Source organism: Sinorhizobium saheli (assembly GCF_001651875.1).
Classification (GTDB): Bacteria; Pseudomonadota; Alphaproteobacteria; order Rhizobiales; family Rhizobiaceae; genus Sinorhizobium; species Sinorhizobium saheli.
The window spans coordinates 13,875-39,189 of the sequence record NZ_LNQB01000096.1 but is presented as its reverse complement, the minus strand read 5'-3'; the positions used below and the strand labels follow the sequence as shown (position 1 = coordinate 39,189).

Sequence of the window (25,315 nt, the reverse complement as noted above, 5' to 3'; positions counted from 1 at the left end):
TACCGGCCTGCCGCGACCGCCTGCTCCGATCGATTCATGCGGGCTCTCCCATCTTCAGCGATTTCCGAAAGGCGGCCGCGAGCCCGTCTCGAACGGCACCATCGAATCCGCCGGCGCGCATCGCTTCGATCGCCGCAGCGGTCGTCCCGCGGTAGCTGACAAAGGCTTCGACCGTATCTGCGGGACACTCGCCGTTCTTCTCGAAGAGACGCCCTGAGCCGACCAGCACGGCGGTTACGGCTCGCCGGGCGACATCCGGGTTGATGCCCCGCGCCACGGCATCGCGCATCATCGCGTCGGCCAGGAGAGCCGGGAAGGCAGGCCCGGATCCGGAAAGGCCGGTCAAGTAGTCGATGTCGTTCTCGCTCGCGACCTCGTCCTCGCCACCGCACGCATTGAAGATCGCGCGGACTGCGGAGCGGTCTTTCTCGTCCACGGCTTCCGAGCCTATCCACGGCGTATAGGATTTGCGGACCTCAGCCGCCGCATTGGGCAGGCTGCGGACGACCCGGTCCGTATTGTGGTGTTCGGCCAATCGGCTCAAACGGATCCCGGCCATGACCGAGACCACGAGCTTGCCGGCGGCATTGACCTCGAGCGGCGGCCAGTCGGCGGGCCGCACCGAAACAATGACGACGTCCGAGCGATCGGCCAGCAGCTGATTGTCGGTGGTCCAGAAGGCGCCCGCAAAGCGGTGGGGTCGCTCGCGGCGATAGGAGAGCGAAAGATCATGCGGCCCGACCAGACCGGCATCGAGGATCGAGGCGGCAATGGCGCCGCCGAGCGAGCCGCCGCCGCCGATGATGCCAATCCTTGGTGAGCCGCTCATGTCTCCACCGCCCTCTCAGTCCGGCTTGTAGCCGTGCCGGAAGAAGAAGCGGTCAAGCTCCCGCTGCTCCGGTATCTGGCCCGTATAGATCGCGATATATTCGGGGATGCGCTTCATGCGGACCGCGATGTCTTCCTGGGTCTGCATCGAGATGTAGCCGATCTGGACGAGGTACGTCGTGCGGGCGCGGACGTCGGCGGTGAACTCCGAATGACCGAAACGCATGAACATCCGCTTGAGGGCCTCCAGGCGGATCTGGTCGGCTTTCCGAACCTCGGCCAGGATGTCGCTCGACTGCAGTGCCCAACTGCGCACGGCAAACTCGAACCTGGAGTCGAACAGGTCCTTGTTCAGCCAGCAATCGAAGACGTTGAGCATCGCTTCGGCGAGAGATTCCGCATAGGCCTCGGATTGCTTGATCAGGCTTCCGGTGTTCTTGTCGCGCCACTTCGCGATGAGCGCCGCCAGCAATTCTTCCCGGTCCTTGAAGAACCAGTAGAAACTGGTCCGCGACAGGTTCAGCTTCTTGGCCAGCGGGAGGATTTTCACCGAATCCACGCCGGACTCGAGCAGCGACTCGTAGGCGGCGTCAAGCCACCCCTCCGGTGATCCACGCCAGCCGCTGTCGTTTGAAACTTGCTCCATGAACGATCTCCTAACAAGCCGAGGCAGGAAAGACAAGAAAAATGTACATCATTGTCAACTAGCCAGACCTATTTGTGATTTTTATTGACACTTATGTACATTCCGCATAGCCTCTTTCCGCATCCACTCCTGGAGCGGAATGCGCTCACACTTCATTCGCGCCACCGCTCTATCTGTTTGTTTTTGCCGCATTTGTGCATACGTCAGGTCACTCCACCTGACTGCAAGATGCTCTAATACGAAGGCCGCGCCATGTCGAACGATCCCCTCCTGCAGCCGTACCAGCTCAAGCATCTGACCCTGCGCAATCGCATCATCGTCACCGCGCACGAGCCGGCCTATCCGCAGGACGGCATGCCGAAGGAGCGCTATCGCGCCTATACGGTCGAGCGGGCCAGAGGCGGCGTGGCGCTGACGATGACCGCCGGCTCTGCCGCCGTCTCGAAGGACAGCCCGCCGGTCTTCAACAACCTGCTCGCCTACAAGGACGAGATCGTGCCGTGGATCAGGGAGATGACCGACGCCGTCCACGAGGAGGGTGCCGCGATCATGATCCAGCTGACCCATCTCGGGCGGCGCACGCGCTGGGACAAGGGCGATTGGCTTCCGGTCGTCGCCCCCTCGCACCATCGCGAGGCAGCCCACCGCGCCTTCCCCAAGAAGCTCGAGGACTGGGACATCGAGCGGATCATCAAGGACTTCGCCGACGCCGCCGAGCGCATGAAGGCGGGCGGCATGGACGGCGTCGAGCTGGAGGCCTACGGCCACCTCATCGACCAGTTCACTTCCCCGCTCACCAACGAGCTCGATGAGCCCTATGGCGGCTCGCTCGACAACCGGCTGCGCTTCTGCATGGACGTCTTCAGGGCGATCCGCCAGAGGGTCGGCGACGACTTCATCCTGGGCGTTCGCTACACGGCCGACGAATGTCTGCCCGGAGGCACGGGAAAGGCCGAGGGCCTTGAAATCTCCAGGCGCCTCAGGGACAGCGGGCTGATCGACTACCTCAACGTCATCCGCGGGCATATCGATACGGATGCCGGCCTTACCGATGTGATCCCGATCCAGGGCATGGCCAACTCGCCCCATCTCGATTTCGCCGGCGAAATCCGCGCCGCCACCAACTTCCCGACCTTCCACGCCGCAAAGATCCCCGATGTCGCGACGGCGCGCCACGCCATCGCGTCGGGCAAGGTCGACATGGTCGGGATGACCCGCGCCCATATGACCGATCCGCATATCGTCCGGAAGATCGTCGAGAAGCGGGAAGAGGACATCCGCCCTTGCGTCGGCGCCAACTACTGTCTCGACCGCATCTATCAGGGTGGTGCGGCCTATTGTATCCACAATGCGGCGACGGGGCGCGAGCTCACCATGCCGCACATCGTCGCCAAGGCGGCTGTCCGGAAGAAAGTCGTCATCGTCGGCGCCGGTCCGGCCGGTCTCGAGGCCGCCCGCGTGGCGGGCGAGCGCGGGCACGACGTGGTCGTCTTCGAGGCTGCGAACGATCCCGGCGGGCAGATCCGTCTCACCGCGCAAAGCGAGCGTCGCCGGGAGATGATGAGCATCATCGACTGGCGCATGGCCCAGTGCGAGAAGCACGGCGTCACCTTCCACTTCAATAGCTGGGCCGAGGCCTGCACGGTCGAGGCCGAAAATCCGGACGTCGTCATCGTCGCCACCGGCGGCCTGCCGCATACCGATGTGTTGACGCGAGGCAACGAGCTCGTGGTCTCTTCGTGGGACATCATTTCCGGCGACGTGAAGCCGGGCACCAACGTGCTGATTTTCGACGACGCCGGCGATCATGCCGGGCTTCAGGCGGCCGAATTCCTCGCGAAGGCCGGAGCGAAGGTCGAAATCATGACGCCCGACCGGTCCTTTGCGCCGGAGGTGATGGCCATGAATCTCGTGCCTTACATGCGGTCGCTTCAGAAACTGGACGTGACCTTCACGGTGACCTACCGCCTCGAGTCCGTTGAAAAGGAGGGAAACCAGCTGATCGCCCATGTCGGCAGCGACTATGGCGGCGTCGCCAGGCAGCGAGCCGTGGATCAGGTCGTCGTCAACCACGGCACGATCCCGCTCGATGACGTCTATTTCGAGCTCAAACCGAAATCGACCAATCACGGCGAAATCTCGCACGATCAGCTCATTGCCGGTGCGCCGCAATCCGTCGTCCGCAACCCGGAAGGGCGCTTTCAGCTCTTCCGGATCGGTGACGCCGTCGCCGCCCGCAACACCCATGCGGCAATCTACGACGCGCTGCGTCTCGTCAAGGACATCTGACGAGCCTGAGGAATGCAACCCGCCGGGAAACGAGCCGTCATCATGGATCGAAGTGAAACGCTGCAGGTTTTCTCGGCGCCGCCTTCGCTCCTTTCGATGATCCCGCCGCGCCGAGCGGCGGCTACGATGGACACGGGCTGCGCAGTGCAAACGTCGAGGAATCGGTCCCTGTCCGGGTCGTATCGTGTCAGATGGTGAAGGCGGCGCGGAAAGCCTCCAGCGCCGCCTCGGGGTCGCTGGAAGCCCAGGCTTCCATGCCGATCGGGCCGGTATAGCCCATGGCGTTCAGCGCCCTGGCGATGCCGCTCCAGTTGACCTCGCCGGTGCCGGGCTCACAGCGGCCGGGGACGTCGGCCACCTGGATCTCGCCGATCCAGGGGAGGCACCTGCGGCAGAGTTCGATCAGGTTCCCCTCGCCGATCTGGGCATGATAGAGGTCGAGATTGAGGCGGAGGCGCGGGTGATCGACGCTCGAAACCAGCGCCAGCGTATCCTCGGCACGGCCGAAGGGCACGCCGGGGTGGTCGACCGGCAGGTTGAGGTTTTCGAGCGTGAAGACGACGTCTTCCTCCTCGGCCATGTCCACGACACGGCAGAGCGTGTCCCGCGCCTTCAGCCACATCGCGCCCGTGACGACCTCGACGGGCTGGACCGGCAACCCCCCGTCTCCGAGGCCCGTGCCATGCAGGTTGAGGCGCTCGACGCCGAGCCGCTTTCCAACCTGCGCTGTCTCGCGCGCCGTCCTCAGGAGTTCTGCCGCCCCTTCGTCGTCCGTGAGGCGGCCGGTGAGATAGCCGTTCATGATCGTGAAGGTCGCGCCGGTCGCCTCCAGCTTGTCGAGATCGTGCTCCGGCCAGTTCCAGAGGCCGACGCCGAAGCCCATCTCCTTGAGGCGCGCGGCTCGCCATTCGATCGGCTTGTCGGGCCAGAGCATTTCCGCGCAGGCCGCGAGGGGGAAGGGAGACGTTTTTGGTGCGCTCATTGGCTGTTTCCGTATTTCACCTGATGATGGTCGCATAGACCGTGATGAAGCCGGACATAGTCAAAGCCCCCCGCTGCCGCATGTCCAGTATCGAGAAGCAGGCTCGCTTCGGGACCCGATCCCGCGAGAACGCCTGTTATGGGCCGCATTGAGCCCGAGGTCACGTGGTTCACCGGGCTGCAAATTGCTCCAGTGCTGCGGACATGTGGAGCACACCGAGTTCAGGGCTGGTAAGTACGGGTACCGATATGTCGCTCATTTCGTTGAGGGCATTGGCCATAGATGCTTGAGCAAGAACAACCACGTCGACGCTGTCCAAGAGGGAAGCGAGGCCTTCGCGTATCATCGCATCATGCGCCGCCCTCTCCCCGCCTCGCAATTTATCGAAGGCTCCCTCGCAGAGACGGCCGGTGACGGAAACGTTGCGACCCGTTCTTTGCGCATGGCGTTCAATCAACCGGGTCGTCGGATCCATTGTGGTTGCCAGCGTCGCAAGGACGCCAATCCGGTTCCCGCGCCGGATCGCCTCGATCGCCATCCCGTCATCGATACGGAAGAGGGGGACGGGGCAGAGCGGCGTTGCCGCATCCACTGCAGGGCCGAGCGAGGAACAGGTGACGAGGACCGCCGAAGCGCCCGCATCCACCGCCGACCAGATGTGAGTCGCGACCCTCCGCATGGTCTGAGGTGACAGCGTCCCATCGCGGATCGTGTTTCCCAGCAAGCTCTCATCCAGCATGTTGAACGGGCGCCAGCCGGTGAGATGGCGGCCAACGAGTTCGTTGAACGCGGGGATGATGCCGGGGACCGTATGAATCATGGCAAGCGCAGGGGACTCGTGAGTGCCGGTCGTCATGGCTTTAATCTCTGTCTTTGATTGTGCACGCTCTTCAATTGAGCCTGTGACAGCAGGGGTGACATGAAGCCGATCGCGGCACCTGTCGTGCTCGACCGGAAGTCAGAACCACTGTCGTCAGACGCCCTGTAGCATACTCGCGCGACGGCCGCAGATTTGACCGTCGCGCCGCCGAAAACGGAACTTTCAGCCGTCCCTTTATCTCCAGTCGATGCATGCTGCTCGCCTTCCTCCGGTAGCTTCACATGAGCTCACCGAGGGCGCGACGGCAGGAAATCGCGCCGTATAGATCAGCCGCTAAGTAATTCCAGGTCTCCCCATGTCTCCAATCGTCAAACGCATACACAGCGATCAAGAGGTTCCCGCCAAGGCGGATGTCGTCGTCATCGGCGGCGGCATCATTGGTGCGACGGCAGCATTCTTTCTCGCGGAGCGGGGACTGTCCGTCGCCCTGGTCGAAAAAGGCCATGTCGGCTGCGAGCAGTCGAGCCGCAACTGGGGTTGGTGCCGCCAACAGAACCGGGACGAGCGCGAACTGCCGCTCTCGGGCGTCGCCCTGCGGCTGTGGGGTGAGTTCGAGTCCAAAATAGGCGAGGACGTCGGCTTCCGTCGCTGCGGCCTGCTTTACGCTACCGATAATCCGCGGCAGCTTGCGGAGTGGGAAGCATGGCGCGAGACGGCCCGGCAGTTCAACGTCAATACGAGGATGCTGAGCGCCAAGGAAGCGGCTGCCGCGATTCCGGCGAACGGCCGCCAATGGCTTGGCGGGGTCCATTCGATCGATGACGGCAAGGGCGAACCCGCCATCGCCGCGCCGACGATTGCGAACGGCGCCCGCAAATTCGGGGCGACGATCCACCAGAAATGCGCAGCGCGAGGCCTCGAGCTGGTCAACGGAGCGGTGGCCGGCGTGATCACCGAAAAGGGGACCATCCGGACACAAGCCGTCCTCTGCGCCGGCGGTGCCTGGACGTCGATGTTTTGTCGCCAGCACGGCGTTCTGTTTCCGCAGGCGAGCGTGCGCCAGACGGCGCTTCGGACGCGGCCGACGGCGAATCTGGGCGAGGCGATCTATACGCCGGAGTGCGCGCTGACCCGCCGGTTGGATGGCAGCTACACGCTTGCGATCAGCGGCAGGGCGATGCTCGACATCACCCCGCAAGGCATTCGCTTCGCCCGCTGGTTCATGCCGATGTTCATGAAGCGTCTGAAAGCGGTGCAGTTCGGCATCGGCAAATCCTTCCTCCAGGGTCCGGAGGCATTGGGAAGCTTGAACAAGAGCAGGCCGTCGGCCTTCGAGCGAATGCGTGTTCTCGACCCGCCGCCGAGCCGCCGCACCATCGCGGCTATCTTGAAACGGGTCACCGAGCAGTTTCCTGCATTGGCGGGGGTCGAAATCGCCGACAGTTGGGGAGCCTACGTGGATTTCACGCCGGACGCGGTGCCGGTCATCTCGCCGGCCGACGGTGTGAAAGGTCTCTACCTGGCGGCGGGCTGCTCCGGCCATGGCTTCGGCCTCGGTCCGGGTATTGGCCGGCTCGCGGCCGACCTGGTTGTCAATGATACACCCTGTGTCGACCCCACCCCTTTCCGCCTGTCGCGCCTCCTTGATGGTTCGAAGGTCAAGGTCGGCGCAATCTGATCTGAGGCCGGATCGGGGAACAGCAGTTGGAGCGACGCGCCGAGGAAAGCTAGCGGGATGGATTACGACGTAATCGTCATCGGCGGCGGGCTGGTCGGGGTATCGATAGCCTGGGGTCTGTCGAGATGCGGACAAAGGGTAGCGATCGTCGACGAGGGCGATGTGGCAAACAGGGCCGCCCGCGCGAATTTCGGTCTCGTATGGAGCTCCAGCAAGGGCCTCGGCAACGCCGCCTATTCGCGGTGGTCGCGAACCTCGACGGCGAACTGGCACCGGCTGGCAGCCGAACTCAAGGCCGAAACCGGCATCGATACCGGCTTTGTCCAGTCGGGCGGCTTCTCGATCCGGCTGACGCCAACGGAGCTCCAACGCGGGATCGCATCGATGGCGAAGCTCGCCGGCCAACCGGGAATGGACGCGGAGGGAACGCCGCCGCTCGAGTATGAGGTGCTCGACCAGGCGGAGACGCGCCGCCGCCTGCCCCTCATCGGCGAGACGGTGGCCGGCGCGATTTTCAGCCCGCTCGATGGGCACGCAAATCCGCTGCGGCTGTTCGCCGGCTTTCACAAGGCGCTTAACCAGCGTGGCGTCCACTATTTTCCGCATCGCAAGACGGCGGCGATCCACCATCGCGCCGGCGCCTTCGAAGTAGCGGGCGACGGATGGAGGCTCGGTGCCGGCAAGGTCGTGCTTGCGGCCGGCATCGGCAATACCGCGCTCGCCCCGATGGTTGGGCTGAGCGTTCCGCTCACCCCGAGCCGCGGCCAGATCATCGTCACCGAGCGCCTGAAGCCTTTCCTCGGCCATGCCACCGGCTATCTGCGGCAGACAGACGAGGGCTCTGTGCTGATCGGCGAGAGCAAGGAGGCGACGATCGATCATCAGCGGCCGCGAGGGCCCATCACCGCGGTTCTCGCCGAACGCGCGCTGCGCACCTTCCCGCTGCTCAGGGACGCCAGGGCGGTGCGGATCTGGGCCGCATTCCGCGTGGTGACGCCCGACGGCTACCCCATTTACGAGCAATCGGAGCGGTTCCCGGGTGCGTTCGCATTCGCCTGCCATTCCGGCGTGACGCTGGCGGCGAACCATGCGCTGGTGCTGCCGCGGCAGATCTCGGCGGGGGCGCTTTCCGAGGATTTGGCCGTATTTCATTCCCGGAGGTTCCATGTTCCGGCGGCTGTCTGACGGAAAAGCAAGGTCGGTCTCGTTCACATTCGACGGCGTGCCGACCATGGCCCGCGAGGGCGACAGCGTCGCCGCTGCACTCTTGGCCGCGGGACATTGCAGCACGCGGCGCACCGCGGTCTCCGGCGCCGCTCGTGGTCCCTACTGCCTGATGGGTGTCTGCTTCGAGTGCCTCGTCAAGATCGATGGCCGGCCGAACCGGCAGGCTTGCATGACCACCGTGGTGGAAGGCATGCGGGTCGAAACACAGGACGGCGCGGCCATGCCGGGGCAGGAAGAATGATTCGAGATATCCGGTCCGCCGCCGATCTCGCGCCCGCCTATGACCTCGTCGTTGTTGGCGCCGGGCCCGCCGGCCTCTCGGCGGCGATCGAGGCATCGACCCACGGCCTCGCCGTTTTGCTCGCCGACGAAAACGAAGCGCCCGGCGGCCAGATCTATCGCTCGGTCGAGCGTGCCTCGGATGCCGATCTTGCGCGCATGGGGCCGGACTATGCTGCCGGTCGGATGCTCATCGGGCGGTTTCGGCGCGCGGACTTGAGCTATGCCCGCCGGGCGACGGTGTGGAACGTCGGGCCCGCCGACGAGGAAACCGGCGACGGCGCCCATGCGCTCGAGGTCGGGATTTCGCTCGGCGGCATCGCCCGGCCGATCGCCGCCCATCGCGTGATTCTCGCAACCGGCGCGCTCGAGCGTCCGCTCCCGTTCCCGGGATGGACCATGCCCGGCGTCATGGCGGCGGGAGCGGCGCAGATCCTGATGAAGTCGTCAGGCCTCGTGCCCTCCGGACGGACCATCCTCGCCGGGACCGGGCCGCTCCTGTACTTGCTGGCAAGCCAGCTCCTGCGGGCAGGCGTGTCGGTAACAGCGGTGGTCGATACCACGCCGGTCGGGAACTGGCGCCTGGCCCTGCCCCACCTCTTGAGCTTTGCCACATCGCCCTATGCCCTCAAGGGCCTGAGGCTCCTCTTCGAAGTTCACCGTCGAACCCGCGTCATCCGCGGGGTGACCGCGCTCGAGGCGGTCGGTTCCGGGAAATTCGGGGCCTTGCGGGTCCATCGCGGCATCAAGTCCATGCACATCGAAGGCGACCTGCTGCTTCTGCACCAGGGGATCGCACCGAACCTCAATCTCACGCTCGCAGCCGGGTGCGACTACGGCTGGGACGAGCGCCTGGCGGCCTTCCGCCCGGCCGTCGACGGTCGCGGCGCAAGTTCGGTTGCGGGGGTTTCGATCGCCGGCGACGCGGCGGGAATCGTCGGGGCGGTCGCCTCGGCTCACCAGGGCGAACTCGCGGGCCTCACTGCGGCGCGCGATCTAAATCGCCTTGACCAGGGTGCCTACGAACGGCGCCGAAACCAACTCGCGCAAAAGCTCGCGCGAGCCCTCAAGGGCAGGACTTTCATCGAGAATCGGTTCCGGCCCGGCAAGAGCTTTCGCGTGCCCGGGGACGACGGCACCATCGTCTGCCGCTGCGAGGAAATCACGGCCGGCAAGCTGCGCGAAGTCGCGGCGCTTGGCGTGCCGGGCCCCAACCAGATGAAGGCGTTCACCCGATGCGGAATGGGACCGTGCCAGGGCCGGCTCTGCGGTCTGACCGCGGTTGAACTGCTGGCGCAATGCCGCGGCGTTGCGCCCGGCGAGGTCGGTTACTACCGGCTGCGCCCGCCCATCAAGCCGGTGACGCTCTACGAGCTCGCCGCTCTGCCGCACACCGAGGCAGCCATCGTCGCTGTCGCCGGATTTGTCGAACGCGCCGCCGATGGGGCGCAGGATGCCAAACATGGGAGCCAGCAATGAAACGTGCCGACAAGTTCTATATCGACGGTGAGTGGGTCGAACCCTCCGTCTCGAAGACACTCGAGGTCATCGATCCCTCGACGGAGCAGCCGATGGGGACGATCGCGCTCGGCAGTGCCGCCGACGTGGAGAAGGCGGTCGCGGCCGCAAGGCGGGCCTTTGCCTCCTTCTCGCGGACGCCGGGGCAAGAGCGCGTCGAACTGCTGGAGCGCATTGTAACGATCCTGAAGCGCCGCAATGACGAGCTCGGCGACATCATCTCGCGGGAAATGGGCGCGCCGCTCGCCATGGCCCGGGCCGAGCAGGCCGGCATCGGCGCCGTCCATTTCGAGCAGGCGATCAAGGCCTTCGACACCTTTGCCTTCGACTACCTGCACGGCTCTACCCGCATCGTGCACGAACCGGTCGGGGTCGTCGCGATGATCACGCCGTGGAACTGGCCGATCAACCAGATCGCCTGCAAGGTCGCTCCGGCGCTCGCCACGGGATGCACCATGGTCCTGAAGCCGTCGGAGATCGCTCCCTTCAACGCCGTGCTCTTCGCCGAGATCATGGATGAGGCCGGCGTGCCAAAAGGGGTCTTCAACCTCGTCCAGGGCGACGGGCCGACGGTGGGTGCGGCCCTCGCCAGCCACCCGGGCGTCGACATGGTGTCCTTCACCGGATCGACCCGCGCCGGCATTGCCGTGGCGCAGGCCGCGGCACCGACCGTCAAGCGAGTACATCAGGAGCTAGGCGGCAAGTCGCCGAACGTCCTCCTGCGCAGCGCCGACTTCCCGGCCGCAGTCGCCGCCGGCGTACGCCGCTGCTTCGGCAATTCCGGCCAGACCTGCACCGCGCCGACGCGGATGCTGGTGCCTACGGAGCGAATGGACGAAGCAGGCGCGATCGCCGCGAGGCAAGCGGATGCGCTCGTCGTCGGTCCGCCTTCGGACCCGCGCACCGACCTCGGACCGGTCGTCAGCGCCGCCCAGTTCGACAAGATCCAGGCGCTGATCGAGCGCGGCATCGCGGAAGGAGCCGAGCTGGTCGCCGGTGGCCCCGGCCGCCCGTCGCATCTCAATGCCGGCTATTACGTGCGCCCGACGGTATTTGCCCGCGTCACCAACGAAATGACGATTGCGCGGGAGGAAATCTTCGGCCCGGTGCTGTCGATCATCGGTTATGACAGCGAGGAGGAAGCAATCGCGATCGCCAATGATACGCCCTACGGCCTCGCCGCCTACATCCAGGGCGATCCAAGGGAAGCGCAGGCGCTCGCCGTCAGGCTGCGCGCCGGCACGGTTCGCCTCAACAGCGCCGCCTGGGACGCGGCCGCCCCCTTCGGCGGCTACAAGCAATCCGGCAACGGCCGGGAATACGGGAAGTTCGGGCTGCACGAGTTTACCGAGATCAAGGGCATCGTCGGTTTCTCGAACGAGTGAAGCGGCAAGATCGGTGCGCCCGGTCGGGATGGCGGGCGCAGATTACGCCGGATATCGGCCCCGGTTTCAGAGTCGCCTCATCCGGAAGTCTCAGGTGCGCCATGGTCGGGCGCACCTGAGTTTTGCGGTCACTCGTAAACGCAGATGTAGATCTTGCGCACGGTCTCGATCGTACGCCAGACGCCAACGAAACCGGGCTTCATGACGAAGCTGTCGCCGGCGCGATAGGTCTTCGTCTCGCCGTCCTTTTCCTCGATTTCCACGAGGCCTGAGATGATGTGGCAGAATTCGTAGGTGGTCCCCTTGATCGAATGATGCTCGCCGGGCGTCGCCTCCCAGACGCCGGTCAGCACCTTCTCTCCCTTCGAGGCATCCTGCGCCCAGGTCTTGAAGAAGGGATTGCCGGAAATGAGCCGGTCCGGCGCGGGAACCGCGTCCTTCGGGGTGAAGTCCGGATCGGTGTCGATGGTAATCAACAATGACATGTCGTGGTCCTATTCGGTTCGCGGGTGCAGGATCGATGAGGCTGATTGAGTCCCCTCCGGCGCGGGCGCCAGATGCTTTGCCGCCCGGCGCGGTGAGCCAGCGATGTGCCTCCGAGCTGGTCGGGCGTCACCAGAATAGGTCGATCCGAGAGTTGGCTTTGCCAAATAGAGGGTCGGTTCAGCAGATAATTTCAAAGATTTGCCGCGTCCCAGCGGAGCTGCCCGCGCCCCACGACGGCGATCGCCGGAGCGTCGTTCGCCTTTGACCTTGCTATCGGGGGGCCATGGCCCTTTAATGGTAGGAGGCCCATCTGGCGGCCAGCTGGCCGAGGAGCCCGCGCCCATGAAGCCAATGAACGAAGAGCATCTGGCGGTTCTGCGCAGGCACATGGTCGAGGTGATCGAGATCTATGCCGACCTTGCAAGCGCGGAACTGGGCAAGGCAGTCCTTGATCGGCGGGTGATGGCGGCGATGCTCAGGGTGCCCCGTCATCTCTTCGTGCCGGCTCCGGCCGCGCCCTATGCCTACCAGGACATGCCGCTGCCGATCGGCTTCGACAAGACCGTGTCGCAGCCCTTCATGGTCGCGCTCATGACCGATCTCCTTGCCCCCCAACCGCATGAGGCGGTGCTGGAGATCGGCACCGGCCTCGGCTATCAGACCGCGATCCTCGCCCAACTCGCCGGGCAGGTCTGGAGCGTCGAAATCATCGAGGAATTCGTAAGCCATGCCGAGACGCTGCTGCAGAGCCTCGACATTTCAAATGTCGGCATTCGCGTCGGCGACGGCTCTCGCGGCTGGCCGGAACATGCCCCGTTCGACAAGATCCTGGTCACCGCGGCGGCGGACGAGCCGCCGCCGGCCCTGCTCGAGCAGCTCGAGCCGATGGGCCGCATGGTTCTGCCCCTGGGCTCCGACGAACAGTTGCTGACCGTCATCGACAAGGATGCGGCAGGACATTTCGAGACGCGGCAACTCATCCCGGTCCGCTTCACCCGGCTCGAGACCGCCTGAAGCGGACACTCATGGCAGCTCGTCGGTCGCGGTACGGCGAGGTCTATACCCTTACCGCCAGCACGGCACAGCAATCGCCCGCCTTGATCAGGCCCGGGTGGTGGCGCGCGATCAATAGTCCGTCCATCCTGGCGTGCACCTCGAACGGCTCCGCGCCGGTCCGCCCGGTCGGATAGATCCGCGCGATGACGGCGCCGCGCTCGACCGTATCGCCGAGGTCGACCAGGAATTCGACGAGCCCGGGCTCCTCGGCAAAGGCGAAGCAGTCGGCGTCCGGCATGTCCAGCCACTCCGTCGGCTGCGGCTCGATCTCGCCGCGGATGATCCCGGCATGGCGCAGCACGTTCAGAACGCCGCGCTTGGCGATGCCGGCGCTTTTTGCCGTTGCCGAGCCGCCGCCGCCGAGCTCGGTGGTGATGAAGATCTTGCCCATCTCCTCGGCCGCCGTGTCGTACATTCCGACCGCATCGATCTCCAGCATCTTGATCGAATAGGGCGCGCCGAAAGCCGCGACGCATTCGAAGGCTTTCGCCTCCTGCTGCTTGTCGGCAAGGATATGAGCGGCGCAGAAGGGCAGGAAGTCGAGGGTCTTCCCGCCGGAGTGGAAGTCGAGCACGATGTCCGCCAAGGGCAGCAGGACGCGCTGGAAATAGTCCGCGATCTTCTCGGTCACGGTTCCATCGGGGCGCCCGGGGAAACTACGGTTCAGATTGCCCCTGTCGATCGGCGACGTGCGCGTGCCGGCGAGGAAGGCCGGATAGTTCATGGCCGGAACGATGATCACCCGGCCGCGAACCTCGGCGGGATCGAGCTTCAGCGCCAGATCGAAGAGCGCGATCGGCCCCTCATACTCGTCGCCGTGATTGCCGCCCGTCAGGAGGGCCGTCGGGCCCTCCCCGTTGCTGACGACCGTGATCGGGATCATCACCGAGCCCCAGGCCGAATCGTCGCGGCTATAGGGCAGCCGCAAGAAACCGTGCTGGACGCCGTCTGCCTCGAAGTCGACGGTGGCGCTGATCGGCGACGGCCGCAGATGCTGCTCCCTCATCGCCTCAGTCCTTGACCATCAGCCTGCGCGGCACCGAGGCCAGGCACTCGACGCCGGTCTCGGTGATCAGAATGCTCTCGGTCGTCTCGAAGCCCATGTCCTCGAGCCAGAGGCCGGTCATGAAATGGAAGGTCATTCCGGGCTTCAGTTCCGTCCTGTCGCCGGGGCGCAGGCTCATGGTGCGCTCGCCCCAGTCCGGCGGATAGGAAAGACCGATCGGGTAGCCGGTTCGGTTGTCCTTGACGATGCCGTATTTCTTCAGGACCGCGAAGAACGCGTTGGCGATGTCCTCGCAGCTATTGCCGGGCCTCGCGACCGCCAGCCCCGCCTCCATGCCCTCGAGCGTCGCCTTCTCGGCGTCAAGGAAGGCCTGCGTCGGCTTGCCGAGGAAGACGGTGCGCGACAGCGGCACGTGATAGCGGTTGTAGCAGCCGGCGATCTCGAAGAAGGTGCCCTCGCCCCGTTTCATCGGCCGGTCGTCCCAGGTTAGATGCGGCGCGGAGGCCTCGACGCCCGAGGGCAACAACGGCACGATCGCCGGATAGTCGCCGCCGATGCCGTCGACGCCGCGGGTTCCGGCGTCATAGATCTCGGCGACCAGGTCGCATTTGCGCATGCCGACCTCGATCTTGTCGAAGATGCGCTGATGCATCGCCTCGACGATGCGGGCGGCGTTGCGCATGTACTTGATTTCCGTCTCGCTCTTGACCGCGCGCTGCCAGTTGACGAGCGCGGTCGCGTCGATGAAGCGCGCGTTCGGAAGGTGCTTCTGCAGCGAGGCGAAGGCGGCGGCCGAGAACCAGTAATTGTCCATCTCGACGCCGATCCGAAGCGAACCCCAGCCGCGATCGGCGAGGATCCCCGAGAGATAGTCCATCGAGTGACGCTCGGTCGACTGCACATAGTGGTCGGGATAGCCGATGATGTTCTCGTGAGCGAGATAGGCGGTCAGCCTGGCGCCGTTTGCGTCCTGGCCGCGGCCGAACCAGATCGGCTCACCCGACGGCGGCACGATCACCGCCTGGTGCACATAGAAGGACCAGCCGTCATAGCCGGTGAGCCAGGCCATGTTGGACGGGTCGCTGACGATGAGCAGCTCGACGCCCTTCAATTCCATCGCCTGACGCGTTTTCTTCAGCCGCGCTTCATATTCCCCAAGGGAGAATTTGAGGTTGGGTTGGGTCATATCTCTTCCCTCGTTTTTCCGGCCCGTGCCGGCGTCAACTCTCGAATATCGTTCCGGCGTTCGCCGCACGCGCCCGCGCATGGGCGAGCGTGGCGATGGCGGTATCCTGGATGCCGGTGCCGGTCAGGTCGGCGATGGTGATCTCGTCGGCGCGCGTCCGTCCGGCCTTCTGCCCGGCGATCACCTGTCCGAGCTCCGCGAAGCCGGCATCCGGCGCGACGAGCCCGGCAACAATCGCGTGGTGCAGTTCGCCGAGCCGGCGCGTCTGGCTGAGCCTGTCGGCGACATAAGTCGCCCGGGCGATCGCCTGCGGATCGAGCTCATTCTTGTGCTCGGCGTCCGACCCCATGGCGGTGACATGCTGGCCCGGCTGCAGCCATTCGGCCTCGAGGATCGGCGCCGCCGACGGCGTGGTGGTGACGATGATGTCGGCACCCGCGACGGCCGCCTTCGGATCGGTCGTCGTCGTGACCGGAAAGCCGAGCTTTTCGGCAAGTGCCTGCGCCGCCGCTTCGGCCTTGGCTGCATCGCGCGCCCAAAGCCGCGCCGCGCGGATCGGGCGGACGAGCGCGAGCGCTTCGAGCTGCAACCTTGCCTGCATGCCGGCGCCGAAGATCGCCGCGACGGAAGAGTCTTCACGCGACAGGTGCCTGGCCGCGACCGCCCCGGCCGCCGCCGTGCGCACGTCGGTGAGGTAACCATTGTCGATGAGCAGCGCCTGCACCAGCCCGGTGCGGCTCGACAGGAGCACCATCATGCCGTTGGTGCTCGGCAGGCCGATCTTCGGATTGTCGAAGAAGCCCGGGCTGATCTTGATCGCGAAGCCGTCGAGGCCCGGCACATAGGCGGTCTTCACGTCGACCTCGCCGCGATGCTCGGGAATATCGAGCCTCAGGATCGGCGGCATCGCCACCGCCCTGGTGGCGAGCGCACGGAACGCATCCTCGACGCAGGCGACCGCCTCGCGATCGAGCGGCACGATCCGGCGCAGCTCCGCCTCGGTGAGAATCGTCATCCGTGTCATGCCGCCTCCTCGCGAAACGGGTTCGTTTCGCCGTTCATCACGCTGAGATGCAGGCCCATGTCGACATTGCGGCCGGAGAGAACGACCGCGATCGAGCCCGTGATATCCCTGATCTTGCCGGCAAGGAGCGCCGCGATGCCGACGGCACCGGCGCCTTCGACGATCTCGCGCTCCTCACGGTAGGCGTGGCGCATGCCGGCGGCGATTTCCGCCTCCGTCAGCAGGACGATGTCGTCGAGGAGCTCCCGGCACATGGCGAAGGTCACGCGATTGTCGAGGCCGATGCCGCCGCCGAGCGAATCGGCAAGGCTCGGCTGTTCCTCGACGGGCACCGGCCTGCCGGCGGCGAGGCTCGCCCTCATCGCCGCACCGCGCTCCATCGTCAGCCCGATCACCCGCGCCGCCGGCCTGCGGGCCTTGACCGCCGCCGCAACGCCGGCCGCCAGCCCGCCGCCCGAGACCGGCACGAGCACGGTCGTGACGTCCGGCATCGCTTCGACGATTTCGAGCCCCAGCGTCCCCTGCGCGGCGACCACCGCCGGATGGTCGAAGGGCGGCACCATGACGAGGCGCTTTTCCGCAACGAGCCGCTCGACCTCCTCCTGCGCCTCGTCCTGCGACCGGCCGACGATCCGCACCGCGGCGCCAAGGCGCCTGATTTCGGAGACCTTGTTCTCCGGCACGAGGCGCGACATGCAGATCGTCGCCACCGAGCCCTCCGCCTTGGCCGCATGGGCAAGCGCCCGGCCATGATTTCCGGTCGAGGCGGCGACCACGCCGCGCGCGCGCTCTTCGGCTGAAAGCGAAAGCACCGCATTCGTCGCACCGCGCAGCTTGAAGCTGCCGGTCGTCTGGTGGTGCTCGAGCTTCAAGCCCACCGGCTCGCCGCAGAGCTTGCCGAGCGATGGCGAAATCGCGAGGGGCGTCGGGAGCACGCGGCCGGAGATGCGCCGCGCCGCGGCTTCGATGTCCTCGATCGTCACGGGGAGAGGCGCGCTCACGGCCATTCCCCTTCCAGCGGCAAGGCCATCAACCGGCCGAGGCGCGGTCGGGCCTCCTGGTCACTGCAAAGGCGAAGACAGGCCCAGGCGGTGGCGTAATTGCTGCTGACGACCGGTTTGCCGATCGCCGCCTCGATCTCGGCAACGACGCCGGCCGCACGCACCGCCGTGCAGGAGATGAAGAGCGCGTCCGATTCGGGTGCCGTGGCCTCCCTGGCGAAGGCGACGATTTCCGCAAGCGCGATCCGCGCCATCTCCCGGTCGTCGGTGAGCCCCAGGCAGGTGAAGCGGTCTATCTCGAAGCCGAGTGCGGCGAAGTAGTCCGCCATCGGCCGGCTGGTCTCGACCGTATAGGGGGTCAGCACGGAAATGCGCCCGGCGCCGAGCGTCCACAAGCCTTTGACGGCCGCGGCCGTCGGCGTCACCACGGCTGCTTCCGGCTTGGCGGTCTTGATTGCCGCCGCCACTTGCTCGTCACCGATGACGACGGAGGCCGAGGTGCAGGAATACATGACGACGTCGAGCGCTTCGTCCGGCAGGATCAGTGCCGCTGCCGCCGTCAGCGAAGGCTGCATCGCCCGCAGATTTTCCGGCGTCACCGGATTGGCATAGGGGATGCGGGCCACATAGACGCCAATCCGATCGGACGCCACCAAACGCTGGAAGTCCACCTCGGTCGTATGGTCCGTGGCGAGGATGACGAGGCCGATGCGCTTTTCGAGCGGCCGGTCGTCGAGGCGCGGGGCGCGCCGCGCCACCGAGAGAGCGACAGGCTTTTCCATCAGCGTTCATCCACTCTTGCGTAACGCTCTTCCAGCCAGCGCAGGAAGAAGACGGAGATCAGGCTCATGATCAGGAAGAACACCCCGACCAATGTCATCGGCTCGATGTAGCGATAGTTGCTGTTGGCGATGCTCTTCGCCTGGTTCATGAGTTCGAGCACCGTGATCGCCGAAAGCAGCGGCGTCTCCTTGAACATGGCGATCAGGTAATTGGCGAGCGCCGGGATCATCGGCGGTATCGCCTGCGGCAGGATCACGTGGGTCCAGGTCTGGCGGGCCGTGAGATTCGTCGCCTTGGCGGCCTCCCATTGGCCGCGCGGCACGTTCTCGATGCCGGCGCGATAGACCTCGGCGGCATAGGTGCCGTAATGGATGCCGAGCCCGATGACGCCGGCGACCAGCGCCGGCAGGCGGATGCCGATGTCCGGCAGCACGTAGAAGATGAAATAGAGCTGCACCAGCAGCGGCGTGCCGCGGATGAATTCCACCGCGAAGCCGGTGGCGCGCGCGACCGGCGCCGGCGCCACCATGCGCAGGATGGCAAAGACGAGCCCGACGACCGCGGCGACCGCCGCGCCGAGAATGGTGGCCAGAATGGTGATCTGCAGCCCATCGATGAGGGTCGGCATGATCTGGCGGACGAATTCCCAATCCCATTCCATGGTCAGACCCTCACGCCGTCGAGGCCGCGGCCCGCGCGCCGCTCCAGCCAGCGCATGCCGAGCGAGATGACCCAGGCCATGACGAAATAGAGCACCAGGATGGTGGCGAAGGGGATCAGCGTGCTGCCCGTCTGCGCCCTGACCACCTGCGCCTGGAAGGTCATGTCGGTCAGGGAGATCAGCGAGACGACGGCGGTCCCCTTGAGGAGCTCGATGGCATTGTTGCCGAAGGTCGGCAGCATCAGCGGCAGCGCCTGCGGCAGGATGATGTGGCGCATCGCCTGATAGCGCGTGAGATTGAGCGCGATGCAGGCCTCCCGCTGCTCGCGGCCGATCGCCTTGACCGCGCCCCTGACGACCTCCGCGCCATAGGCGCCGACGTTCAGGCCGAGCGCCAGCACGCCCGCCTGCAGCGGCGTCAGCGTGATGCCGGCGAAGGGCAGGACGAAATAGGCCCAGAAGAGCTGGACGAAGATCGAGGTGCCGCGGAAGAACTCGATATAGGTCGTGGCGAGCGAACGCACCGCCATGAACCGGCTGAGGCGCCCGAGGCCCGCCGCAAAGGCGACCACCAGCGCGAGCGCCGAGCCCATCAGCGTCAGCTCGACGGTCACCCACGCACCCTGGAGTATCAATCCGATATAGCCGGACCAGTCGATCATCGCTTCGTCGTTCCAGTCAGAATTCCGGAGAGGTTTGCGCCGTCCACGCCGCCTTCCGCCCGCATTCGGCGAATGGAAGGCGGCGGCAGCCCCAGCCAGGGCTTACTTCGCGGCGCAGAGTTTTTCGCGGGTCGTCGACATCGCGGCCTTGGCCGAGAAGCCGTAGGGCTCGATGATCTTCGCGAACTCGCCCGACTCCTTCATCTTGGCGAGCTCGACGTCGAAGGCGTCGCGCAGCGCCTCGTCGCCTTTCCGGAAGGCGGCGCCGTCGCAATAGACCGGCGCGCCTTCGACCGGCGCGACCACTTCGATGTTCGGGTCATTCGCCTTGGAAACGAGATCGTTGATCGAGAGAACCGGCAGCGAATAGACGTCGATGCGACCGTCCTGCAGCATCTTCATGCCGCTCTGACCGTCCGGCACGACGATGACGCGGTCGCGCGGCACGCCGGCTTCGAGCGCCAGCTTCTCCTCGGTGCCGCCGCCGGGCGCGCCGATCTTCGCATCCGGATTGTCGGCGATGTCCTTGTAGCTCTTCAACTTGAGCGGATTGCCCTTCTTCAGCGCGAAGGCCTCGGCATCGCAGAGGATCGGCTCGGAATAGGCAACCGCGGCGCAGCGCTCCGGCTTCATGAACAGGCCGGCGGTGATCGCGTCATGGCGGCCGGCCTGCAGGCCGGGGATCATCGCGCCGTATTCGGAGATCGAGGCGACGATTTCCGGTACGCCCAGCTTCTTGAAGATTTCCCGGGCGACGTCCGGTGCGGCGCCGGAAACCTTGCCGTCGGCGCCGACCGCGGTGAAGGGCGGCTCGTTGGCGATCGCGACGCGCGCGAAGCCCTGCTCCTTCAGTTCCTCGAGCTTGTTCTCGTCCGCGGCGGCGGGCGCGGCCGCGGCAATCGCCATCAATGCGGTGGCACCGGCCGCCATTGCCATCAAATCCTTGAGTCTCATCGTTCCCAACTCCTCTGTTGTTCTCTTGAGGTTCTTGTCCGAGGCAATGTCGGCGCCTTGAGGCTCAGACGCGGTGCCCTGCCGCTATGATCTTGCGCAGGAAGGCCTGCGTGCGTTCCTGCTTCGGATGCCGGAAGATATCCCCGGGCTTTCCCTCCTCGACGATCTTGCCGCGGTCGAAGAAGAGCACCCGGTCGGCGAAGTCGTGGGCGAAACCCATCTCGTGGGTGACGAGCAGCATCGTCATGTCCGTCTCGTCCGCGAGCCGGCGCATGACGTTCAGCACCTCTTCGACCAGTTCCGGATCGAGCGCCGAGGTCACCTCGTCGAACAGCATGATCTTCGGCGACAGCGCCAGCGCTCTCGCAATGGCGACACGCTGCTTCTGGCCGCCCGAAAGCTGGGCCGGCATGCTTTTCGCCTTGTCGGCCATACCGACCATGTCGAGGAGCTCCATCGCGCGCTTTTCGGCCGCGGCGCGCGCCATGCCCTTGGTCAGCATCGGCGCCAGCGTCACATTGTCGAGCACGCATTTGTGGGGGAAGAGATTGAAGTGCTGGAAGACCATGCCGATCTTCTCGCGCATCAGGTGGAGATGCCGCTCGTCGGCCGGGACGAGCTGTCTGTCCTTCTTCATGTGGTAGAGATGCTCGCCATCGACCTCGATGAAGCCATCGCTGATCCTCTCCAGGGTCATCAGGATGCGAAGGATCGTCGTCTTGCCCGAGCCCGACGGGCCGATCAGCGCAAGCTTCTCCCCGGGCATCACCTCCATCGACAGCTTGTCGAGCACCGTCAGCGGCCCGTATTTCTTGACGATGTTGTCGATGCGGATGATCGGCTCGGACATTCGCGTCTCTCTCTCCCTCGAGACCTGGCGCGCACGGCGGGAAGAAGCGCACGCACTCCGGTCCCAGGCGTTAATGTCCTAACGATGATCCGGTTCCCAAATCATGTCAATCCGAATAATAATATCATGACAATAATTCGATCAATGCCAAAAACGCGGGCATTGGCTTCAGATCGCCAGCAGCAATGCCTCCGGATCTCCGAGCGCCAGCGACGCGACGATGCCGAGCCCGGTCTTCAGTTCCTGCTCGGTCGTCGAGCCGAGCGATATCCGGACGGCCGGCTGCCAGCCGCTGTCGACGGTCCGGAAGGATGCCCCCGGCGCAATCGCGACCCCGCGCAGGCGCGCCTGCGAAACGAAGGCGTCCTCCGAATGCCCCTCGGGCAGCGGAAGCCAGACATGCAGGCTCTGCGGGTGATCGCGGTAGGCGAGGCCGCCGAGCGCCTCCTTGGCGATCGCATGGCGGGCAGCGAGAGCCCGGCGCTGCCAGTTCACGAGCTCCATCGCCGTGCCGTCGCTCACCCAACGGGTGGCGATCTCCGCGATCGAGGGCGTCGCCATCCAGTTCGACACGAGGTGCCGGTTGGCGACGGCCGCAACATAGCGGTCGGGTGCGGCAAGATAGCCGATCCTGAGCCCCGGCACGGTGATCTTGGTGAAGCTCGTCACATAAAGCGTGCGTTCCGGCGCGAGCGCGGCGACGGGCGGCAGCCGCTCCTCCACGAGCGGCCCGAGAATGTCGTTCTCGATGATGGCGACGTCGTGACGGCGCGCCACCGCGGCGAGCGCCGCCCGCCGCTCGGCGCTCATCAGCGTCGCGGTCGGGTTGATCACCGACGGCTGCAGGAAGATCGCCCGTATGACGCCCTTGCGGCAGGCCTCGTCCAGCGCTTCCGGGATCATGCCGTCGTGATCGATCGGCAGGCCCTGGAGATGAATGCCGAGATAGGTCGAAAGCGGCACCAGCGTGTGGTGGCTGATCGCCTCCGTCGCAACCGTCGAGCCGGGCGGCGCCACGCTCATCAGCGCCACCGTCATGGCCGAGGTCGCGCCGTTGGTGAGGCTGATATTGAGCGGCGATATCTCGAGGCCGCAATGCGACAGCCATTGCGCGGCGACATTGCGATGGCGCGGGAACACCATGTTCGGCCGGAAGGACAGTGCCGAACTCGCCGGCAGGTTCTCGGCAAGCCAGGCAAAGCCCTGGCGCATCTTTTCTAGATGGATCTGCTCGCATACCGGCTTCAAGATCGAGAGGTCGATCAGCTCTCCAAGCCGCTCCGGCAGATAGGGCGGCTCCGGCTCGCGCGCTTGCGTCTGGACGAAGCTGCCGCGGCCGACCTCGCCGGAGATCAGGCCGCGCCGGATGAGCTCGTCATAGGCCCGGCTCACCGTCTGGACGGAAAGCTTCAGGTCGTCGGCCAGCTTGCGGTGCGTCGGCAGCCGCGCGCCGTTTGGAAGCTTGCCCTCCTGGATGGCACGGGCAAACTGGTCGGCGAGCGAGAGATAGGCCGGGCGGCGCAGGAGTGTCGTGTCGGGCGTCCAACTTGTCATGATTTGAACAGTGATGAAAATCAGCTCAATTGACAATGCAAAAGTGAACACCCAATGTCTTTTCCCGGACTTTGACGCGACAGCAGCGCCGCGCGTCTTCTCAGACGCGCAAAGGTCGCTGCAGCTTTTTGAATTGCTGCATGTCTTCGTCCTTGAATCGGGGTCGATTTAAGGAGACATGCAGTGGGGCTCGACGGAAGGCATCCCCGAATGAAACTCGACGCGATCGATCTGCGCATCCTGGAGGCGATCCAGGCCGACGGGCGCATCACCAAGCTGGCGCTCGCCGAAAGGGCCGGCCTGTCGCCGACGCCCTGCTGGATGCGGCTGAGGAAACTGGAAAAGGCCGGCATCGTCACCGGCTATCACGCGCGGGTCGCCGTGCGTCGTGTCGCGCCGGTCGCCAGCGTCCTAATGGAGGTGACGCTCGGCAATCACCGCCAGGCGGATTTCGACCGCTTCGAGCGCGCCATCGCCGCGATCCCCGAAATCGTCGCCTGCTGGTCGGTCGGCGGCGGGGTCGACTATATCCTCAAGGTCGTGGCCGCCGACATCGACGCCTATCAGCGGCTGGTCGACGAACTGCTCGGCCGCGAACTCGGCATCGACCGCTATTTCACCTATATCGTCACCAAGACGATCAAGGAGGAGACCGTGCTGCCGCTCGGCTCGCTGCTGCCACAGGCGTCCGCCTAGAGCATTTTGCAGTCCGGTGGAATCACCGGACGTCGCGCGGCAAAGCAAGCAGATAGCATTCCGCTGCAGCCGGGTCCGGGCAGAGGGGGTGCTCGCCGCGCAGCCGGCAGTCCAGGTGACCTCCGCAGACAATCTCTCTCGCAACCGGCGCGACTTTGGTCAAAGTCTCTCAGGCCGAGCGGCGGAATGGACAATCTCTCGCGGCGACGGTGGCAATCTCCTCGCAACGGACAGGGAGATCTGGACATGACCGCCATCTTTGCGCGCACGGCCTTTCACGACGCCTTGAAGCAGCTGAACGACCGGCAATTGCTGCGCGAGCTCGCCTATGTCGGCGGCCGCTGGATTTCTGGCCGCGACGGGAAGAGCCTGGAAGTGAGAGACCCGGCGACCGGGGACACTCTCGCCTTCGTCGCCTCGCTCGACGCAGCGCAGACGGCCGAGGCGATCGATGCGGCGGAAAAGGCGTTCAGGTCCTGGCGCGATATGCTGCCGCAACAGCGCGCCGCGATCCTGCGCAAGTGGCACGAGCTGATGCTTGCGGCCCGCGAGGATCTCGCCCTTCTGATGACGCTGGAACAGGGCAAGCCGCTCGCCGAAGCGCGCGGCGAGATCGACTATGCCGCCTCCTTCATCGAGTGGTATGCCGAGGAGGGCAAGCGCCTCAATGCCGAAAGCGTGACGAGCCATCTTGCCGGCGCCGAGATGATCGTGCGCCGCGAAGCCCTCGGCGTCGTCGGCATCGTCACACCGTGGAACTTCCCCTCCGCGATGGTCACCCGCAAGGCGGCCGCCGCTCTCGCCGCCGGCTGCACGGTGGTGGCCCATCCCTCCTCCGAGACGCCGCTCTCAGCGCTGGCGCTGGCCGAACTCGGCGAGCGCGCCGGCCTTCCCGCCGGCGTCTTCAACGTCGTCACCGGCGACGCCGCGACGATCGTCGGCCGCATGTGCGAGGACGCGCGCGTCCGCGCCATGAGCTTCACCGGCTCGACCGGCATCGGCCGGCTGATCGCCTCCCAATGCGCACCGACGATGAAGCGGCTGGTGATGGAGCTCGGCGGTCATGCGCCGCTCATCGTCTTTGCCGATGCCAATGTCGAGAAGGCGGCCGATATCGCCATTGCCGCGAAGTTCGCGACCTCCGGCCAGGATTGCCTCGCCGCCAACCGCATTTATGTCGAGCGGCCGAGCCTCGAAGCGTTCAGTGCGGCCTTTGCCGCGCGGATCGCGCGTCTGAAGGTGGGTTCCGGCCTCGAGCCGGGCGCGGAGATCGGTCCGCTAATGCACGAGCGCGCCATTGCCAAGGTCGAGGAGCAGGTTGGGGACGCCTTGAAGCGCGGCGCCACGCTTGCCACCGGCGGCAAGCGCCACCCGGCCGGGCCGCTGTTCTTCGAGCCGACGTTACTGACCGATGTGCCCGACGATGCGCTCATCATGCGCGAGGAGACATTCGGCCCGGTCGCGGCAGTCACCGCCTTTGACACTGAAGACGAGGTGATCGCCCGGGCGAACGACACCGAATACGGCCTCGTCGCCTATGTCGTCACCGAGAACGGCGCCCGCCAGATGCGGCTCGCCCGGGCGCTCGAATACGGCATGGTGGCGATCAACCGGGTGAAGATCACCGGCGGGCCGATCCCCTTCGGCGGCTGGAAGCAGTCTGGCCTCGGGCGCGAGGGCTCGCGCCACGGCATGGAGGCCTTCACCGAGCTCAAATATCTCTGCATCGACACCGCCGCCTGAC

Annotated in this window: 24 protein-coding genes; 9 read left to right on the top strand and 15 right to left on the bottom strand. The window is 65.6% G+C overall.

The window, feature by feature from the left end; all coding sequences use genetic code 11:
- Positions 1–34 precede the first annotated feature (34 nt).
- Both ATB98_RS24565 and ATB98_RS24560 read right to left on the bottom strand, forming a co-directional pair.
- Positions 35–829, bottom strand: a complete 795-nt coding sequence (locus ATB98_RS24565) for a pyrroline-5-carboxylate reductase family protein (RefSeq protein WP_066878460.1) — start codon at positions 827–829, stop codon at positions 35–37.
- A gap of 15 nt (positions 830–844) precedes the next feature.
- Positions 845–1,474 carry a TetR/AcrR family transcriptional regulator gene (locus ATB98_RS24560; RefSeq protein ID WP_066878458.1) on the bottom strand — a complete coding sequence of 210 codons (630 nt, stop codon included), beginning with the start codon at positions 1,472–1,474 and terminating at the stop codon, positions 845–847.
- Between the two features lie 252 nt (positions 1,475–1,726).
- Between ATB98_RS24560 and ATB98_RS24555 the strand changes: the two genes are divergently transcribed.
- On the top strand, positions 1,727–3,763 hold the full coding sequence (locus ATB98_RS24555) for an NADH:flavin oxidoreductase (RefSeq protein WP_066878456.1): 2,037 nt from the start codon (positions 1,727–1,729) through the stop codon (positions 3,761–3,763).
- Between the two features lie 187 nt (positions 3,764–3,950).
- Here the strand turns inward: ATB98_RS24555 and ATB98_RS24550 are convergent, their stop codons facing one another.
- Both ATB98_RS24550 and ATB98_RS24545 read right to left on the bottom strand, forming a co-directional pair.
- Positions 3,951–4,745, bottom strand: a complete 795-nt coding sequence (locus ATB98_RS24550) for a hydroxypyruvate isomerase family protein (RefSeq protein WP_066878454.1) — start codon at positions 4,743–4,745, stop codon at positions 3,951–3,953.
- 169 nt (positions 4,746–4,914) lie between these two features.
- Complete coding sequence (locus ATB98_RS24545; RefSeq protein ID WP_066878452.1) at positions 4,915–5,601, bottom strand: aspartate/glutamate racemase family protein; 687 nt, start codon at positions 5,599–5,601, stop codon at positions 4,915–4,917.
- Positions 5,602–5,920: 319 nt separating this feature from the next.
- Here ATB98_RS24545 and ATB98_RS24540 point away from each other — a divergent pair, with 319 nt between their 5' ends.
- The 5 genes from ATB98_RS24540 to ATB98_RS24520 are packed head-to-tail and all read left to right on the top strand — an operon-like array spanning position 5,921 to position 11,652.
- Positions 5,921–7,243: an NAD(P)/FAD-dependent oxidoreductase gene (locus ATB98_RS24540; RefSeq protein ID WP_066878450.1), complete on the top strand. Its 1,323-nt coding sequence runs from the start codon at positions 5,921–5,923 to the stop codon at positions 7,241–7,243.
- 57 nt (positions 7,244–7,300) lie between these two features.
- Positions 7,301–8,428, top strand: a complete 1,128-nt coding sequence (locus ATB98_RS24535; RefSeq protein WP_066878448.1) for an NAD(P)/FAD-dependent oxidoreductase — start codon at positions 7,301–7,303, stop codon at positions 8,426–8,428.
- Positions 8,409–8,711: a (2Fe-2S)-binding protein gene (locus ATB98_RS24530; RefSeq protein WP_066878446.1), complete on the top strand. Its 303-nt coding sequence runs from the start codon at positions 8,409–8,411 to the stop codon at positions 8,709–8,711. Before ATB98_RS24535 ends, ATB98_RS24530 begins: the two co-directional genes overlap by 20 nt.
- Positions 8,708–10,228: an NAD(P)/FAD-dependent oxidoreductase gene (locus ATB98_RS24525; protein ID WP_066878444.1), complete on the top strand. Its 1,521-nt coding sequence runs from the start codon at positions 8,708–8,710 to the stop codon at positions 10,226–10,228. The genes ATB98_RS24530 and ATB98_RS24525 overlap by 4 nt, the downstream gene beginning before the upstream one ends.
- Positions 10,225–11,652, top strand: a complete 1,428-nt coding sequence (locus ATB98_RS24520; protein ID WP_066878442.1) for an aldehyde dehydrogenase family protein — start codon at positions 10,225–10,227, stop codon at positions 11,650–11,652. Before ATB98_RS24525 ends, ATB98_RS24520 begins: the two co-directional genes overlap by 4 nt.
- A 128-nt stretch (positions 11,653–11,780) precedes the next feature.
- Here the strand turns inward: ATB98_RS24520 and ATB98_RS24515 are convergent, their stop codons facing one another.
- Positions 11,781–12,137: a cupin domain-containing protein gene (locus ATB98_RS24515; RefSeq protein ID WP_066878440.1), complete on the bottom strand. Its 357-nt coding sequence runs from the start codon at positions 12,135–12,137 to the stop codon at positions 11,781–11,783.
- A 343-nt stretch (positions 12,138–12,480) separates the two neighbouring features.
- Between ATB98_RS24515 and ATB98_RS24510 the strand changes: the two genes are divergently transcribed.
- On the top strand, positions 12,481–13,152 hold the full coding sequence (locus ATB98_RS24510; protein ID WP_066878438.1) for a protein-L-isoaspartate(D-aspartate) O-methyltransferase: 672 nt from the start codon (positions 12,481–12,483) through the stop codon (positions 13,150–13,152).
- Positions 13,153–13,195: 43 nt separating this feature from the next.
- On the opposite strand, the gene doeB is transcribed toward ATB98_RS24510, so the two are convergent.
- From doeB to ehuR, 10 genes are all read right to left on the bottom strand, one after another.
- The gene (gene doeB / locus ATB98_RS24505; RefSeq protein WP_066878436.1) at positions 13,196–14,200 is read right to left on the bottom strand and encodes a N(2)-acetyl-L-2,4-diaminobutanoate deacetylase DoeB; all 1,005 of its coding nucleotides are present in this window, start codon (positions 14,198–14,200) and stop codon (positions 13,196–13,198) included.
- Positions 14,201–14,204: 4 nt separating this feature from the next.
- Positions 14,205–15,386 carry an ectoine hydrolase DoeA gene (gene doeA / locus ATB98_RS24500; protein WP_066878434.1) on the bottom strand — a complete coding sequence of 394 codons (1,182 nt, stop codon included), beginning with the start codon at positions 15,384–15,386 and terminating at the stop codon, positions 14,205–14,207.
- Between the two features lie 34 nt (positions 15,387–15,420).
- The gene (gene eutC / locus ATB98_RS24495; protein ID WP_066878432.1) at positions 15,421–16,410 is read right to left on the bottom strand and encodes an ectoine utilization protein EutC; all 990 of its coding nucleotides are present in this window, start codon (positions 16,408–16,410) and stop codon (positions 15,421–15,423) included.
- Positions 16,407–17,411 (bottom strand): hydroxyectoine utilization dehydratase EutB, encoded by a 1,005-nt coding sequence (gene eutB, locus ATB98_RS24490; protein WP_066878520.1) that lies wholly within the window; start codon positions 17,409–17,411, stop codon positions 16,407–16,409. Before eutB ends, eutC begins: the two co-directional genes overlap by 4 nt.
- Entirely contained in the window at positions 17,408–18,193 is a 786-nt protein-coding gene (gene eutA / locus ATB98_RS24485; RefSeq protein WP_066878430.1) for an ectoine utilization protein EutA, read from the bottom strand. Before eutA ends, eutB begins: the two co-directional genes overlap by 4 nt.
- Entirely contained in the window at positions 18,193–18,855 is a 663-nt protein-coding gene (gene ehuD / locus ATB98_RS24480) for an ectoine/hydroxyectoine ABC transporter permease subunit EhuD (RefSeq protein WP_066878428.1), read from the bottom strand. Before ehuD ends, eutA begins: the two co-directional genes overlap by 1 nt.
- A gap of 2 nt (positions 18,856–18,857) precedes the next feature.
- On the bottom strand, positions 18,858–19,517 hold the full coding sequence (ehuC, locus tag ATB98_RS24475) for an ectoine/hydroxyectoine ABC transporter permease subunit EhuC (RefSeq protein WP_066878426.1): 660 nt from the start codon (positions 19,515–19,517) through the stop codon (positions 18,858–18,860).
- A gap of 102 nt (positions 19,518–19,619) precedes the next feature.
- Positions 19,620–20,471 (bottom strand): ectoine/hydroxyectoine ABC transporter substrate-binding protein EhuB, encoded by an 852-nt coding sequence (gene ehuB, locus ATB98_RS24470; RefSeq protein ID WP_066878423.1) that lies wholly within the window; start codon positions 20,469–20,471, stop codon positions 19,620–19,622.
- A gap of 64 nt (positions 20,472–20,535) precedes the next feature.
- Positions 20,536–21,321: an ectoine/hydroxyectoine ABC transporter ATP-binding protein EhuA gene (gene ehuA, locus ATB98_RS24465; protein ID WP_066878421.1), complete on the bottom strand. Its 786-nt coding sequence runs from the start codon at positions 21,319–21,321 to the stop codon at positions 20,536–20,538.
- Positions 21,322–21,489: 168 nt separating this feature from the next.
- Positions 21,490–22,875 (bottom strand): MocR-like ectoine utilization transcription factor EhuR, encoded by a 1,386-nt coding sequence (ehuR, locus tag ATB98_RS24460; protein WP_066878518.1) that lies wholly within the window; start codon positions 22,873–22,875, stop codon positions 21,490–21,492.
- A gap of 210 nt (positions 22,876–23,085) precedes the next feature.
- Here ehuR and ATB98_RS24455 point away from each other — a divergent pair, with 210 nt between their 5' ends.
- Positions 23,086–23,571 carry an Lrp/AsnC family transcriptional regulator gene (locus ATB98_RS24455; RefSeq protein WP_066878419.1) on the top strand — a complete coding sequence of 162 codons (486 nt, stop codon included), beginning with the start codon at positions 23,086–23,088 and terminating at the stop codon, positions 23,569–23,571.
- Positions 23,572–23,817: 246 nt separating this feature from the next.
- The gene (locus tag ATB98_RS24450) at positions 23,818–25,314 is read left to right on the top strand and encodes an NAD-dependent succinate-semialdehyde dehydrogenase (RefSeq protein WP_066878417.1); all 1,497 of its coding nucleotides are present in this window, start codon (positions 23,818–23,820) and stop codon (positions 25,312–25,314) included.
- Position 25,315: the final 1 nt, after the last annotated feature.